The following is a 13,451-nucleotide window of genomic DNA, read 5'->3' on the forward strand; positions in this document are numbered from 1 at the left end:
CTGCGCAGCAGTTGCGCCAACAAGTGGGGCATCAGCGCTGCCACTACGAGGCAGCTATTTGAAGCGGTGGGATTAGCGCGCCATTACCGCCATCGCCGTCGACGACGCCGCCGATCCCGTACTGGGAAAATCAATTCCGCCGGCAACGCCGCTGCCGCACACCGACCCCCGTCCGCCTGATGTTGGCATGGCCGATCGTCCCCGTCGACGGATCAACCAGTGCCGTGTCGCATATGTCTCCCTGGAGCATATATGACTGAAGGTAGTGTATACAACTGCAACTGTTTGCCGAAGCTCCAGTCGATCATATATGATAACAACGATCATATATACTAGGAGGTCAGGGCTGTGAAGTTAGCGCGATTGTCTCGTCCATCCAGTACGCCCGTCGTCGTGGCGGAAGTCGCCGGACACTGGGTGCGCACGTCCAGACTCGGCGTCCCCATGACCTGCGCGGCCGACTTCGACGCCGACGGGCTAGCCAGGCTTGCCAAGGCGGCGCGCGCGTTGTCGCCACGCGAGCTCGGGCGCATGCGGCAAGGGGGCGCCGCGATTCCGACTAATGCCGTGTCGACCGAGGCCGACTCCGGGCGGAAACTGCTTGCCCCCGTCCCGTATCCACGAAAGGTAATCGCCATCGGACTCAACTACCGCGACCACATCGCCGAGATCGGGGCTGCACCCCCCGAGCAACCGATGATCTTTGGAAAATTCGCCAGCTCCGTCAGCGGCCCCTACGAGCACACTGCCGTTGATTTCGACCTCGTCACCCAACTCGATTACGAGGTCGAGCTCGGCGTCGTGATCGGCACGGAGGGCCGAGACCTGAACGCGGAGAACGCACTTGATCATGTCGCCGGCTACCTGGTCGTCAACGACCTATCCAGTCGCAACCTGCAATTCTGCGAGCCGCAATGGATCCGGTCGAAAAGCTTCGACGGCTTCTGCCCCACCGGTCCATGGCTCACGACACGCGACGAGGTCCCCGAGCCCCAAGACCTGGAGCTGTGGACTACCGTCAACGGCGAACTACGCCAACTGTCCAACACCAGCGAAATGGTCTTCTCGGTCGCCGAACTACTCGCGTTTTGCTCGAGGGCAACAACATTGCATCCCGGCGACATCGTCCTGACCGGGACGCCGAAGGGCGTGGCAATGGGGGGACCCGAGACCCCGTGGCTGCAACCGGGCGACGTCGTGGAATGCGGCATCACCGGCCTGGGATCACTGCGCACCGAAATCGTCGCGGCCTCAGGGGCGATGAGCACCTCCACCCGGGCGGCATCATGACGACGGCTCCGCCGGACCAACTGTCGACGGCCGTCGTGGGCCTCGGCCTGCTCGGCGCTCCGATCGCCCGCCACATAATGTGGGCCGGCCACCCGGTGGTGGGGATCGACATCAACCGCGACAGAACCGCCTCGGCCGCCGCGGCCGGAATCCCGATCGCCGGCAGCGTCGCCCAGGCGGCGGGTGGAGCGCACGTCGCGGTGACGGTCCTTCCCAGCGTCGAGGCACTCGATGCGGTGTGCGCTCAACTGGTCGAGTGCAGCGACCGGCGGGTCCGCTTCCTGGTGGAGGCGAGCACGCTGCCCGCGGAAGCCAAGAGGCGTGCCAGCGCCGCGCTAAGCGCCGTCGGGATCACGCTATTGGATTGCCCGGTCATCGGTAGCAGCGCGCAGGCCTACAACCGCGACGTCGTCGTCTGCGCGTCCGGGCCTAGAGCCGGGGTGGACGAAGTTCGACCCGTACTTGACTCCTTTAGCAGGCGAGTGGAGTACCTGGGCGAATTGGGCGCGGGAACCAACATGAAGATGATCGCCAATCACCTTGTCACTGTTCACAATGCGGCGACGGCCGAAGCGCTGACCCTCGCAAAGCGAATCGGCGTCGATCCCGGCGCGGCGGTGCGGATGCTGGCAGGCACCGGCGCCGGCTCACAGCAACTCGAACTCCGTGGCCCACTGATGGCCTGGGGCACCTACGGGCCACCGACGGCCACGGTGGCGACCTTCGTCAAGGACGTCGAACTCATCACGGAATTGGCCACCCACGCCGGTGCACCCACGCCGCTACTCCATGCGGCCGGCATGCTGTACCGCTTCGCACAGGGTATCGGCTTTGCCGAGTTTGACAGCAGCGCGGTACATGCGATCTACGCCAAGCTGCCCGTCCCACACATCGAGCGAACCGCATGAAGGACCTGCCATGCTCAACGACGACGTCTATGTTTTCGACAACGTCGTGCACATGTACGACATGTCGGATGACAACCTGCTAATCGCAAGCTCGGCCGCAGACCGGTCGGGCCACCTGAAAATTGGGACCCGCACCCGCGGGGAGGTCGACCAGACACAAAGCAAGACAACCCAAAATCCCGGGATCGGCCACGGTTACGACCGCCGCTGGACGGTGCACGACATGGCGAACGTCGTGTTCGCCGACGGCGTCACCGATATGGCGATGGCTCAGGCGGTCGTCCTCTACGACGTCTACAAGGACGGCTTCGCCCCCGTGCAAGCCCAGTACGAATTCGCCCGCGCCTATCCCGACAAGGTGCTTTTCTGCGGCGGCGTCGACCCGCTGTATCCGCACGGCGCCAACAGCGTGCGGGACGAAATGACGCGCCAGGTCGAAGAATTGGGTGCAAGATCCTTCAAGTTCTACAACGGCCACATCTCCAACTCCTGGCGCTGCGACGACCGGGAGGTGGCCTATCCGATGTACGAACACGCGCAAGAGCTCGGCGTCAAGGTCTTGCAGTTCCACAAGGGGTTTCCCATCACGCGCGCTCCGCTGGACACGCTGTCGCCGCTGGACATCGAACGCGCCGCACTGGACTTTCCCGAGCTCGTCTTCGCGATTCACCACCTCGCATTGCCGTACTTCGAGGAGTGCGTGTACCTGGCGGCGCGGCACGCCAACATCGTCCTCGTCCTGTCGGGAACCATGCACCTGCCATTCATCGCGCCGTGGGAGTTCAAGACCTACCTCGGACGGCTGCTGCGCGACGTCGGGTCCGACCGCCTGCTCTGGGGATCCGAGGCGCCACTCACGGGTCCCCCGCGGCCCGCCCTCGAGTGGTTCTGGAACATGCAGATCGACGACGAGCTTCAAGACAGGTACGGCTATCCCGCCATCAGCGATAGAGACAAACGAAACATCCTCGGGCTCAACCAGGCGCGGCTGTTCGACGTCAGGCCGAAGGCCGGGAGTGACGCATGAGACTCTCCGGCGAAGCGCTGACCGCCGATGTCCGGGCTGTCGTCGACACCCAGATCCGGCCGCTGCTGCACATCCACGGCGGAGACCTTGTCGTGCAGTCCATATCGCGTGAGGGGATCGTTCATCTCTCATTTGGCGCGGCTTGCCGGGCCTGCCCGCTTAAGGCCGTCACCTACGCGGTGTCGGTCCGCCAGCGGCTGATGGAGGTGCCTGGCGTCAGAGACGTCGTGATGGACGATGTCCGCCTGTCTCGCAAGGCGATTGAGCGGGTAGAGGCGGCCTACCGCGATCACCCGCTGAACATCGCCGCCTACGCCGCCGGCGCGAACGACGAAATTCGTTGAAAGGCACAAGAATGACCTTCGGACTAGCGACCGCGATCACGATCGCACAGGAGACCCTGCGACATGGGGAGCACTCCGGTGCGGCGCCCCTCGCCGTGACGGTACTGGACCGCGGTGGGCATCCGATCGTCCAGTTGCGTGAGGATGGTGCCGGCTTCCTGCGTACCGACCTAGCGACGGCCAAAGCGTGGGGCGCCCTCGGAATGGGCGAGTCGTCAGCACAACTCGCGGTCCGCGCCGCGAATAACCCGGCGTTCTTCACGAGCCTGGGACAGGTGAGCGACGGCCGAATTGCCTTGGCCGCCGGGGGCGTCCTGTGCCAGGACGCACACGGGGAGACCGTCGGCGCGGTCGGCGTCTCGGGTGACACGGCAGACGTTGACCAACAATGTGCGATTGCGGCCATCCAGGCGGCCGGGCTGATCGCGGTCGGCGGCCCACAATGACGATTCCGCCCAAGCAGCTGATCCTGCACGCCGCCGACGCGCCGGACAACACCGGCATCAACGCCGGCAACTTCTCGCAGGCCACCCACGTGCACGACGTCGTGTATGTCGGTGGGGTGCTCGCCATCGATCAGTACGGACAACGCGTCGTCGATGCCAGCGCCGCGGAGGCCATCCGCCAGGCATTCGACAATCTCGAGGCGATTTGCCGGGAAGCCGGCGCGCGTCTGAAAGACATCGTCATGCTGACCGCGATGCTGACGGACTTGGGCGACCTCGCGGCTCTCAACGCGGTGCAGGCCGAGTTCTTCACCGCCCCATACCCTCCGCGATCGACCTTTCAGGTAGCCGGGCTCCCGCACGGCCGGATCGAGCTCACCGCCATCGTTCACGTCGGCTCGGGTCGCTAGCGGCGACGTCAGAAGTAGGTGCGCAGGGCGTCGATGACCGTCGCCTGCTCGTCGATGACGTGAACCGTCCGCCATTTGTCGAACGTCGTGCACGGATGGGATGGGCTGAGCACCAGGAGATCTCCCACCCTGACGTCCCAGGGCGGCGTGAAGTCGACGATGCCGTGCTGATCGTTGACGGCTGCCAGGTGGGCGCCGGCGTTCCAGGGCGGCGGCAGTTCGGTGCCGGCGCGGAAATGGCGGGCGAGTGCGGGAAGGCCCGCGTCCTCACCGAAGTCGCGCCGTCCCGCGCCGAGCACCAGGCGGGAGGGTTCGGGCACCGACAGGACGTGGGCCCACACCTCCAGCGCCGGGGTGAACGCCAGGTCCTCGCGGCGCGCGAGGGCGTCGCGCTGTCGCAGGCGGGTCAGCTGCGGCCCGTACAAGTCGACGTCGTGGATCAGGTAACACCCGCTGCGCACCACGATCTTGATGGGTCGAGAAATGTTCGCAGTGGCCAGGATTCGCGCGGCGAGGTCGTAGAAGCTGCTGCCGCCCGCGCTGAGCAGGACGGGGTCGGCGTCGGCGAGCAGGCCCTCGGCGTCGGACCTGGCTGCGAGTTCGGCGACGAACCCGATCAACGCCGTGACCTGAGCATCGCCCTCGGCCGCCGGCCGCGTTTGCAGCAGGCCTTCGAAAGTTTCGAGACCGACGAGCCGCAACGCTGGACGACGAGCGTGGACGGCACGCGCGACCGCCAGGCCGGTGTCAACACTCCGCACTCCACATCGTCCACCGGCGTACCCGACCTCCAGGAGCACGTTTATCGGCCGGTCGAGCGACGCACGGTCGGCCCGCTCGGCCAGCCGCTGCACGGCCTCGAGAGAGTCCACGAGGCAAAAGAATTCGAAGCCGGGATCGCGCCGCAGCTCCCCCGCGACCCAGTCGATGTCGTGTCGACCGATGAGCTCGTTGGCCAGCAGAATTCGCGGTATCCCGAAGTGGCGCGCCACCCGCACCTGATGTGGTGTCGCAACCGAGATTCCCCAGCAACCGTCGGCCAACTGCCGGCGGAAAAGATCCGGACTCATCGTCGTTTTCCCGTGCGGACACAGCGCGATGTCGGCGTCCAGATCGCGCCCGACCCGCGCCAGGAAATCCAGCATCGCGATGCTGTTGGCGCGCAAGGCATCCGAGCGCACGGTGCAGGCCGGCAGGCTGAGCTGCTCGCGCACAACATTTTTGCCGAGGGGCACGCCATCGTGCGGCGCGCCTTTGTCGAGGTTGGTCACCGCGCGGGTGGTCGGTTCATCGGAGATTTTTCAGTCGGCTTGGGGGAAGGCCTTCAGCAAGACTGCAATGGTCCGGCCCAGGTGCTCGGCGGTGACCCGCTCGGCCCGCTTGGCGTCGCCATCACGGATGGCGGCCACCATGTCACGGTGATCGCAATTGGCTTTGCGCATCAGCGCCGGCTCAAAGCGCAGCGCCGTCGCGACGGGCAGCATGGACCTGTTGCGCAACGACTCCACCAAGTCGTATAGCAGGGGCCAGGGTTCGCGAAGCGGCTCGGCGAGCCGGGCGTGGAAATCGCGGTTCAGCGTGGCCCACCCCGCGGCGTCCGATTCCTTTTCCATCTGGGTGGCCAGCTTGGCGGCTAGCGTGCAGGCCACAACGCGGTCTTCCTCCGGCAATGCGGCCACTTCCCCCATCCCGCGCGCTTCGAGGATCTGGCGCAGCTCGTAGATCTCGCTCAGCTCCGCGGCGGTGTGCGTATGCACCCGCGCACCCTTGTGCGCGTCGATGTCGACCAAGCCGATCGCCGCAAGGTCGCGTAACGCCTCGCGCACCGGCGTCACGCTCGTGCCGATCCGCTCGGCAACTTCGGTGAGGGTCAGGCGACTTCCCGGGTCGAGCTCTCCACGCAGAATCATGCCGCGCACCGTGTCGCGCGCGAGGTCAACCCCCGTCTGGCGGGTAGTGGTGGCGCCGGATACACCAGGCATGGGGCAGTTCACTCCTTTGATCGCCTTGTTCACCGAAAATGTACGTTCGCAACGATGATATACGATTTCGGGCGGCCCCGGCGGCAGGCGTCAATCTATCGGGCCCAGGCCTTCCACGGGTGGCGGCGTCCAACTTCCGTCCAGAATGCCGGTTTCCGGCCAGTACGCGCGCATGAAGAGCGAGAAGTCACCGTTCGGCGCGGGCAACCAGTTCGCCATCAGGTCTCGGCCGGGCGGTTGCGTACCTACGTGCAGAGTCAAGGAACCGTCGTTATTGTATTGCAGTTCCTTACTTTTCGTGCCGAGCGAGTACCGTTCCAGGTCGTTGGCGTGGAAGAAATGGTGCTCGTTGTAGACCGTTAGGGACCAAAATCCCCGCGCTGGCGGGAGCCCGCCTTTGGGAAACGTGACCGCGTAGGGATGGGAGCCGTGGAGCCGCCTACCACCGGAATCGAGATCCTGATAGAAGTACGCGGTCTCGTTTCGCCGGTTGACGAACATGTTCGACTTTGCGACGGCGGTGCGGGTGAAGTAATCGGTCCCGAACTGCGCGCCGTTGCCGATGTGCGTCCAATCATGGGCAAGCGGGAGACCGAAATTGCGGAACTCAAACAGCGGCTGGACGATTTCCTTGTCGCTTTGGCGTGCGCCGGCTGTCAGAGTGGCCGCGATGCCAGCGTCCGACTGCGCGGCCGCCAGGATGGCACGTATTTGCCCGTAGATGCTTTCCTCGCCCGGCAGGGGCGGCACGTCGTCGAGAACCGCCGGAAGTTGAGCGAAGAACGTTTCCGGGTCGACCCATCCGACTTCGGTGTCACCGGTGTCGCGGGCTTCGCCGGGATATACGGGGATGTTGGCCCAGTCGACCGTCTTGACGCGCCCGTCGAATTCGGAAAGCGGGTAGGCGTTGATCTGGTTGACGATGGGCTGGATCGCCGCCCGGTCCGCGGCGGTGTCGTCCATGAACAGCCGGGGCAGCATCGCGCCGATGCGGGTTGGGCATCGGAATACGGCGGTGATGCCGTCGGGGATCTCCCCGGCCCAATCCGCGTGGGCGAAGAGGTAAAAGCCCGGGGCGCTGCCATACATGGCACCGAGTTCGGCGAAGCTGTCGGTGCGTTGGTCGACGACCTGGTAGACCCAGAACCGGTCGCCGAAGTCGGGGACCTGGATGACGACGGGTTCCTTCTCGAGATCCAGCAGCCCCTGACCGTAGACGACATCCTGGTTGGGGCAGGCGATCGCACGCTCGAAGGGGTCGATGTAATCGCACAGCATGCACAGCCGATTCGGCGGCGTGACGGGCAGGTAGCCGCCCGCCAACCCCGGGCCGGGAATTCGCTCGGCGCTCTGGAGCCGGTTGTGCATGTTGACCATCGGCCACGCCCAGAAGTACGCGAAGCGCGCGATTTCGGCAAGATACGCCTCGGTCATCCGGGTCCCGGCGACCGGACCGGGAATCGTGGTGTTCATGAGTACTTCCTCAGTCGCGTGAGAAGGCAAGCGCGAGTTCTGTTTCCATGTCCTCGTACGGGCGCCCGGACAGGTCGAGGGTGACCTGGGCGATGGTACCGCCGGTGAAGGTGAACGGCGCCTTGTAGCGGCTGGACACCGGCGAACCGCTGTTGCGTCCGATCGTGATCGCCGCCCCGGCCAGTCCGAACGTGCCCGGATGAGTGCTGACCTCCGCCAGCGTGCCGACGGCCTCGTCGTCGACGAACAGCGTCAGTTCACCGAGTGGGGTGTGGCTGTTCGGGACGGTTCCGGTCCGCGTGTACCGAACCCCAAAGACGTGTCGGCCCAGCGGAACCGCCGTCGACGACGAGACCAGCTGCCGGCGCTCGCCGAGGAAGTTGTAGACGTAGTGCAACCTGCCGTCCTGGACGAACAGCACGTGCCCGCCGTGGGCGCCGCCCTGCTTGAACAACACACCCTCGGCGCCGGTGGTATCCACCGTCACGTCGGCCAGGACGGCGAACGAGCGGCCCCGAAGCTCGGGGGCCGCGCCGATGCCGACGCCGGCGCAATCGGGGTAGTAGACATAACTGGAGCGTTCGCCTGCCAGGCAGGGCCGCCATTGGTCGCCCGTCTCGATGACATTCAGGTCGGCCAACGGCAGGCCGTTGTACTTGGCCGCCTCGGAAAACCACAGCGCCTTGAGCTCTTCGAGCCTCTCGGGGTGCTCGCCGGCCAAGTCATGGCACTGGCTGCGGTCGGCCTCGATGTGGAACAACTCCCAACGATCGGCGTCGAAATGCGACCACCCGGAGGGCGAGGCGGCATGGACGGTGTTGGCGAACCAACCCTGATGCCACACGCCGCGGGTGCCCAGCATCATGTAGAACTGGGTCGTCTTGCCGGTGTCGGCACCCGGATCCGCCAGGGCCGCTTTGAAACTCACGCCATCCAGCGGCTTTTGCGCGATGCCCTTGACCTTCTCCGGCGCGGTCAAGCCCAGCAGGTCATAGACGGTCGGCGTGATATCGCAGACGTTGACGTAGTTGTCGCGCACCTCACCGCGGGCTGCAATACCGGCGGGCCAGGAGATGATCGCCGGATCGGCGATGCCGCCCTCGTGCGAGGCGTAGCGCTTGAACAACTTATACGGCGTATTGAACGCCATCGCCCACCCGATCGGGTAATGGTTGAAGGTCTCCGGGCCGCCGAGGTGATCGAAGAGCTTCATGCTCTCCTCGACCGTGTCGATATAGCCATTGAAGAACTTGCCCTCGTTCACCGACCCGTTCGGGCCGCCCTCACCGCTGGCGCCGTTATCGGAGATCACCACGATGATCGTGTTATCAAGCTGCCCGGACTCCTCCAGATAGTCCAGGATCCGACCGATCTGCGCGTCGGTATAACTGATGAACCCGGCGAACACCTCCGCCATGCGGCAGAACAGCTTCTTCTCTTCGTCATTGAGCGAGTCCCACGGCCGCACCGTGTCCTGCAGCGGCCAGGCCTCCCCGCTCGGTCCCTTGACATCCAGATACGGGTTCATCGGCGACAGTTCGGTGTCCGGTGGCACGATGCCCATCGCCTTCTGGTTTTCCAGCACGACCTCGCGATATTTTTCGTAGCCCATGTCGAACGTGCCGGCGTATTTGTCCGCCCACTCCTTGAAGACATGGTGCGGCGAGTGCGCTGCGCCCGGGCACACGTAGCTGAACCACGGCTTGTCCGGCGCGATCACCTTGGCGTCGCGGATGAACTCGATGGTCTTGTCCGCAATGTCCTTCGACAAGTGATACCCCTCCTCAGGGGTTGCCGGCGGCTCGACCGGGTGGTTGTCGTACATGAGATCGGGGTACCACTGGTCGGTCTCCCCACCCATGAACCCGTAGAACCGCTCGAACCCGCGCGAGGTCGGCCAATGCCGCCGCGTGGCAGCCATATTCGCCTCTTCCAGCGGGGTCAGGTGCCACTTGCCCACACAGTAAGTGTTGTAACCGCGCTCGGCGAGCACCTCGGACAGCAACGCGGTGTCCATCGGGATGCGCCCATTGCAGTTGGGGAAGCCGTCGGTGAATTCCTCGATGGTGGCCATGCCGACCGTGGTCGCGTTGCGCCCGGTCAGCAGCGAGGCCCGCGTCGGCGAACACAGCGCAGTGGTGTGAAACTGCGACAACCGCACCCCGCGCTCGGCGATGCGCGACATCGCCGGCATCTCGACCAGCCCGCCGAAGCAGTCCCACGTCGCGATCCCGGTGTCATCCCAGACCAGATACAGAATGTTCGGCGAATTCTCTGGCGCCGTCGGCGCCGCGTACGGGCCCCAATCCGGCTCCGAGTCCCGGATATCCAGCTCGATCCTGCCGTTGAATTCCGTCGAACCAGTCGCCATCGTCAGCCTCATCTCATCCTCCGCCAGCGTCGGGCGGGATCACCACCGATCATATATGTTTTGATTAATTGTATAGTATCCTATCAATGGTATATGCAAGTGATGCTGTTGCGCCCGACGAAGGGATGCCCGATGAGCGCCGCCGACGGATTCCACCCTGACTTCGAGACGATCGAACTTGCGGCGACGCGGGCTCGTGTGCACCACATCAGATCCTCCGACCTCGATTCGTCCACCGCACAAACCGAAGGTTTGCGGCGGCTCGCCGCCATCTGCGGCAAATCCGTTGGAGCGCAGACTCTATGGATGGGCGAGGCGCACATCGAACCCGCGACCGTCTCGGGGAATCATCACCACGGCGACTGCGAGACCGCGATCTACGTTCGAAAAGGCAACCCCGAGTTCGTGTTCCACGATGGCGTCACGGAGATCCGCATCGCCGCGGGACCTGGCGACTACATCTTTGTCCCGCCGTACGTGCCGCATCGGGAAGAAAATCCCGATCCGACCATGCCGGCCGAGGTCGTCATCGCGCGCACCACCCAGGAGGCGGTCGTCGTCAACTTGCCGGCCCTGTATTCGCTTGGGACCTAGCTAGAGCAGGCCGGTCAGCTCGGCCGTCAGACCACTGACACTGGTGTTGGTGACGGCATGGATCAAGTCGCGGCCCACCGCGACCGGGAAATGAACCGTCGCCGCGGCGACCTCGTCGACACCGTTTTGCACCGCGTTCACGATCGTGGTCGGATCGCCGGTGCCCAAGGCCGTCAAGCTATTCCAGGCGGCGAATTGCGGCGCCGTGATCAGGTCGCGCACGTCGACGAACAGCTTGGTCGGCAACGTCGGCGGCCCGACCGGTATGCCGTCCCAGCTGGTCATCGTCCAGCCGCCCTGCGGGCTGCCCTGCACCACGACGACGCCGGTGTTGGGCAACGGGTGGGTCAGCATCAGCAACGGATTCGGGTTGTTGACGTTCATCAGCGTGCCGACCTCGATCGCAAACTCGCTGGAGAACGCGACGTCGGTGATTTGGCCGTTCGCAGGGTTCACCACCGGGTTCGTCATGGCGGTGCCATACATCGTCTGCATCGCGTTGGTGAAGCCCTGGTCGAAAACGATCCCGTTCATGTGGGCCGAGCCGGGGGCGAGCATCGGCACGATGGGGAAGCCGAGCGTCCATGCCAGCGGGGCGACCAGATACAGCAGGCCCTGGGGGCTGATGTCGGGTGCGCCGTCGAAGACGCCGGCACTGATCTCGTTGAGCCCGGCCAATGCCGGCGGGTTGGTCATGCCGGCGTAGAAGGCGGTCTGCTGCACCCGGGTCAGCTGCGACTCGAAAACCCCGGCGAAGGTGCTTTGCGGCCCGAGCGCGGTGCCGATGGCCGTCGCCTGCTGCACCCCCAGCGGGGTGAGGGGCAAGCCGGGCACGGCCGTGTCAATCATGTTGGCCGCGTTGCCAACTGACTGCCCGTGGCGCACGAAGTCGATGACGATCGACTGCTGGTTGCCGCCGGTGCCGAACAACGCCTGATCGATCGCGGTGCCGAGCGGGCTGTTGCTCCAGACCCCGGTGATCGTGTTGAGCGGAGCGTCAAGGAACGTCTGCAGCTCGCCGGAAAGGCTCGCGGCGGAGGCCGCCTCGGTGGCCGCATACGACGCGGCCGCGGTGCTCAACGTGCGCACGAACTGCTCGTAGTACGTCGTCGCCCGCGCCGCCGCCGCCTGATAGTCCTGGGCATGCGCGCCGAACAGCGCCGCGATGGCCGCCGACACCTCGTCGGCGCCGGCCGCCGCCAGCTCGGTCGTCGGGATTGCCGCGACCAGATTGCCGGCGGTCACGGCCGAACCGATGCGCGAAACATCGGCCGCGGCCGTCTCCAAGATTTCCGGCACAACGAGCACAGCTGACATTCGCCTAAACCCCCCGGTTTGGTTTTGAGTACTAGCCATCATGGAGCGCGGCGCAGGAAGATGTGGCCGGTTTTGACCAATCGATATCACGCGAAAGTGCAACTACCGACGCATCTCCCGAGTGGATCCGTCGGTAGTTGCACCCTCGCGGCAAAGGCTTACCGCCCGGCCTCCTTGCGGGCGAGGAACGCCCGCATGTGCTGTTGCGGCTCGCCGGTCAGGAACGCCAGACCGAATTGCGCGACGCTGTCCTCGACGGCCCTCTGAACGGTGATGTCGAACCAGCTGTTGAGGAGGTGCTTTTGTTGGCGGACCGCCTGCGGGCCGAACCCGCTGAGCTTCCCGCCGAGCTCGGCGATGCGGGCGTCGAGGGCTTCGGCGGCGATGACCTCGTGCACCAGGCCCCAGGCGGCGGCCGTGTCGGCGTCGATCGATTCACCCGTGAGCAGGAGCCAGGTCGCGTGCGACGCGCCGATCAGCCTCGGGATCAACGCCGCATGGATGACCGACGGGATGCCGACCGCCACCTCCGGCATCCCGAATTTGGCACCCGACTCGGCGATCCGCAGATCGCATGATGCCGCCACCTCCAGGCCGCCGCCGAGGCACCAGCCCGCGAGCCGGGCGATGACGGGGACGGGGCAGTCGCGGATGGCCTCGCACAGCCTCGCGAGCCGGCGGATGAACACTTCCGCGCTGGACTGGTCGAGCGTGACCATCTCGTTGATGTCGGCGCCCCCGATGAACGCCCTATCCCCGGCGCCGCGCAACACGACGACCCGCACGTCGTCGTCCTGGCTGACGGCGTCGAAAGCCTCGGTCAGCGCCTCGATCGCGCCGGTACCGATGATGTTCAGCGGCTTGGAGTTGATCAACTCGATGGTGACCGAGCCGCCATCGCGAGCGAGCCTGACGAATTGCCCGTCCGTCGTGTGCATGCTCTACGCCTACACGAGTCGCGGGGAAAGGTCAGCAACTAAAAGGCCGCCCCGGCGCGAACCGGGGCGGCCTCAAAGGGACCAACGGCGTCAGTACAGCGGAACCCAGACGCCGAAGAACCAGTAACCCCAACCGCCGTAATACCAGTTGAAGACCGGGAAGACGGTGAAGGTGTTGTATTCGAACGGGCCGAAGTCGGACCGGGCGTAGACCACGTCGCGCGGCGGTCCGGCCCAAGGTCGGTTCCACCCGCCGGGAGGCGGCGGGCCGTCCCAGCCGCCGGGGGGCGGCGGGCCCCGCCGGGCGGGGCGGGGTGCGGGGCCGGGCCGTCGTTCCAGCCCCACCCCCGC

Annotated in this window: 13 protein-coding genes and 1 pseudogene; 7 read left to right on the forward strand and 7 right to left on the reverse strand. The window is 65.5% G+C overall.

Going from position 1 to position 13,451, the window contains the following annotated elements; genetic code table 11:
* Nucleotides 1-393: 393 nt before the first annotated feature.
* From A9X00_RS24470 to A9X00_RS24495, 6 genes are read left to right on the forward strand one after another with little or no spacing between them, the layout of a single operon-like run.
* Complete coding sequence (locus A9X00_RS24470) at nucleotides 394-1,290, forward strand: fumarylacetoacetate hydrolase family protein (RefSeq protein ID WP_067159375.1); 897 nt, start codon at nucleotides 394-396, stop codon at nucleotides 1,288-1,290.
* Entirely contained in the window at nucleotides 1,287-2,198 is a 912-nt protein-coding gene (locus A9X00_RS24475) for an NAD(P)-dependent oxidoreductase (protein WP_067159378.1), read from the forward strand. The genes A9X00_RS24470 and A9X00_RS24475 overlap by 4 nt, the downstream gene beginning before the upstream one ends.
* Before the next feature lie 10 nt (nucleotides 2,199-2,208).
* Complete coding sequence (locus tag A9X00_RS24480; protein ID WP_067159381.1) at nucleotides 2,209-3,225, forward strand: amidohydrolase family protein; 1,017 nt, start codon at nucleotides 2,209-2,211, stop codon at nucleotides 3,223-3,225.
* On the forward strand, nucleotides 3,222-3,569 hold the full coding sequence (locus tag A9X00_RS24485) for a NifU family protein (RefSeq protein ID WP_067159385.1): 348 nt from the start codon (nucleotides 3,222-3,224) through the stop codon (nucleotides 3,567-3,569). The genes A9X00_RS24480 and A9X00_RS24485 overlap by 4 nt, the downstream gene beginning before the upstream one ends.
* An 11-nt stretch (nucleotides 3,570-3,580) precedes the next feature.
* A complete protein-coding gene (locus tag A9X00_RS24490) occupies nucleotides 3,581-4,015 on the forward strand; it encodes a heme-binding protein (RefSeq protein ID WP_066937283.1) in 435 nt (144 codons plus the stop codon).
* Complete coding sequence (locus tag A9X00_RS24495; protein WP_197515258.1) at nucleotides 4,012-4,425, forward strand: RidA family protein; 414 nt, start codon at nucleotides 4,012-4,014, stop codon at nucleotides 4,423-4,425. The genes A9X00_RS24490 and A9X00_RS24495 overlap by 4 nt, the downstream gene beginning before the upstream one ends.
* An 8-nt stretch (nucleotides 4,426-4,433) precedes the next feature.
* Here the strand turns inward: A9X00_RS24495 and A9X00_RS24500 are convergent, their stop codons facing one another.
* Genes A9X00_RS24500 through A9X00_RS24515 form a run of 4 tightly spaced genes read right to left on the reverse strand, consistent with a single transcriptional unit; the run spans nucleotide 4,434 to nucleotide 10,251 of the window.
* Nucleotides 4,434-5,696 carry an alanine racemase gene (locus tag A9X00_RS24500; RefSeq protein ID WP_082975492.1) on the reverse strand — a complete coding sequence of 421 codons (1,263 nt, stop codon included), beginning with the start codon at nucleotides 5,694-5,696 and terminating at the stop codon, nucleotides 4,434-4,436.
* A gap of 30 nt (nucleotides 5,697-5,726) precedes the next feature.
* Nucleotides 5,727-6,440, reverse strand: coding sequence for a GntR family transcriptional regulator (locus A9X00_RS24505; protein ID WP_082975493.1), 714 nt, complete (start codon nucleotides 6,438-6,440; stop codon nucleotides 5,727-5,729).
* 57 nt (nucleotides 6,441-6,497) lie between these two features.
* Nucleotides 6,498-7,880 (reverse strand): DUF1254 domain-containing protein, encoded by a 1,383-nt coding sequence (locus A9X00_RS24510; protein WP_067159391.1) that lies wholly within the window; start codon nucleotides 7,878-7,880, stop codon nucleotides 6,498-6,500.
* A 10-nt stretch (nucleotides 7,881-7,890) separates the two neighbouring features.
* On the reverse strand, nucleotides 7,891-10,251 hold the full coding sequence (locus A9X00_RS24515; protein WP_067159422.1) for an arylsulfatase: 2,361 nt from the start codon (nucleotides 10,249-10,251) through the stop codon (nucleotides 7,891-7,893).
* A 132-nt stretch (nucleotides 10,252-10,383) separates the two neighbouring features.
* Here A9X00_RS24515 and A9X00_RS24520 point away from each other — a divergent pair, with 132 nt between their 5' ends.
* Entirely contained in the window at nucleotides 10,384-10,845 is a 462-nt protein-coding gene (locus A9X00_RS24520; RefSeq protein WP_067159425.1) for a cupin domain-containing protein, read from the forward strand.
* Here the strand turns inward: A9X00_RS24520 and A9X00_RS24525 are convergent, their stop codons facing one another.
* The 3 genes and pseudogenes from A9X00_RS24525 to A9X00_RS30220 all read right to left on the reverse strand — a co-directional run.
* The gene (locus tag A9X00_RS24525) at nucleotides 10,846-12,162 is read right to left on the reverse strand and encodes a PE domain-containing protein (protein ID WP_067159394.1); all 1,317 of its coding nucleotides are present in this window, start codon (nucleotides 12,160-12,162) and stop codon (nucleotides 10,846-10,848) included.
* Between the two features lie 158 nt (nucleotides 12,163-12,320).
* Nucleotides 12,321-13,100 (reverse strand): enoyl-CoA hydratase, encoded by a 780-nt coding sequence (locus A9X00_RS24530; RefSeq protein WP_067159398.1) that lies wholly within the window; start codon nucleotides 13,098-13,100, stop codon nucleotides 12,321-12,323.
* Nucleotides 13,101-13,190: 90 nt separating this feature from the next.
* Nucleotides 13,191-13,451, reverse strand: a pseudogene (locus A9X00_RS30220) (hypothetical protein); the annotation flags it as partial.

It is taken from the genome of Mycobacterium sp. 1245805.9, assembly GCF_001672915.1.
GTDB lineage: Bacteria > Actinomycetota > Actinomycetes > Mycobacteriales > Mycobacteriaceae > Mycobacterium.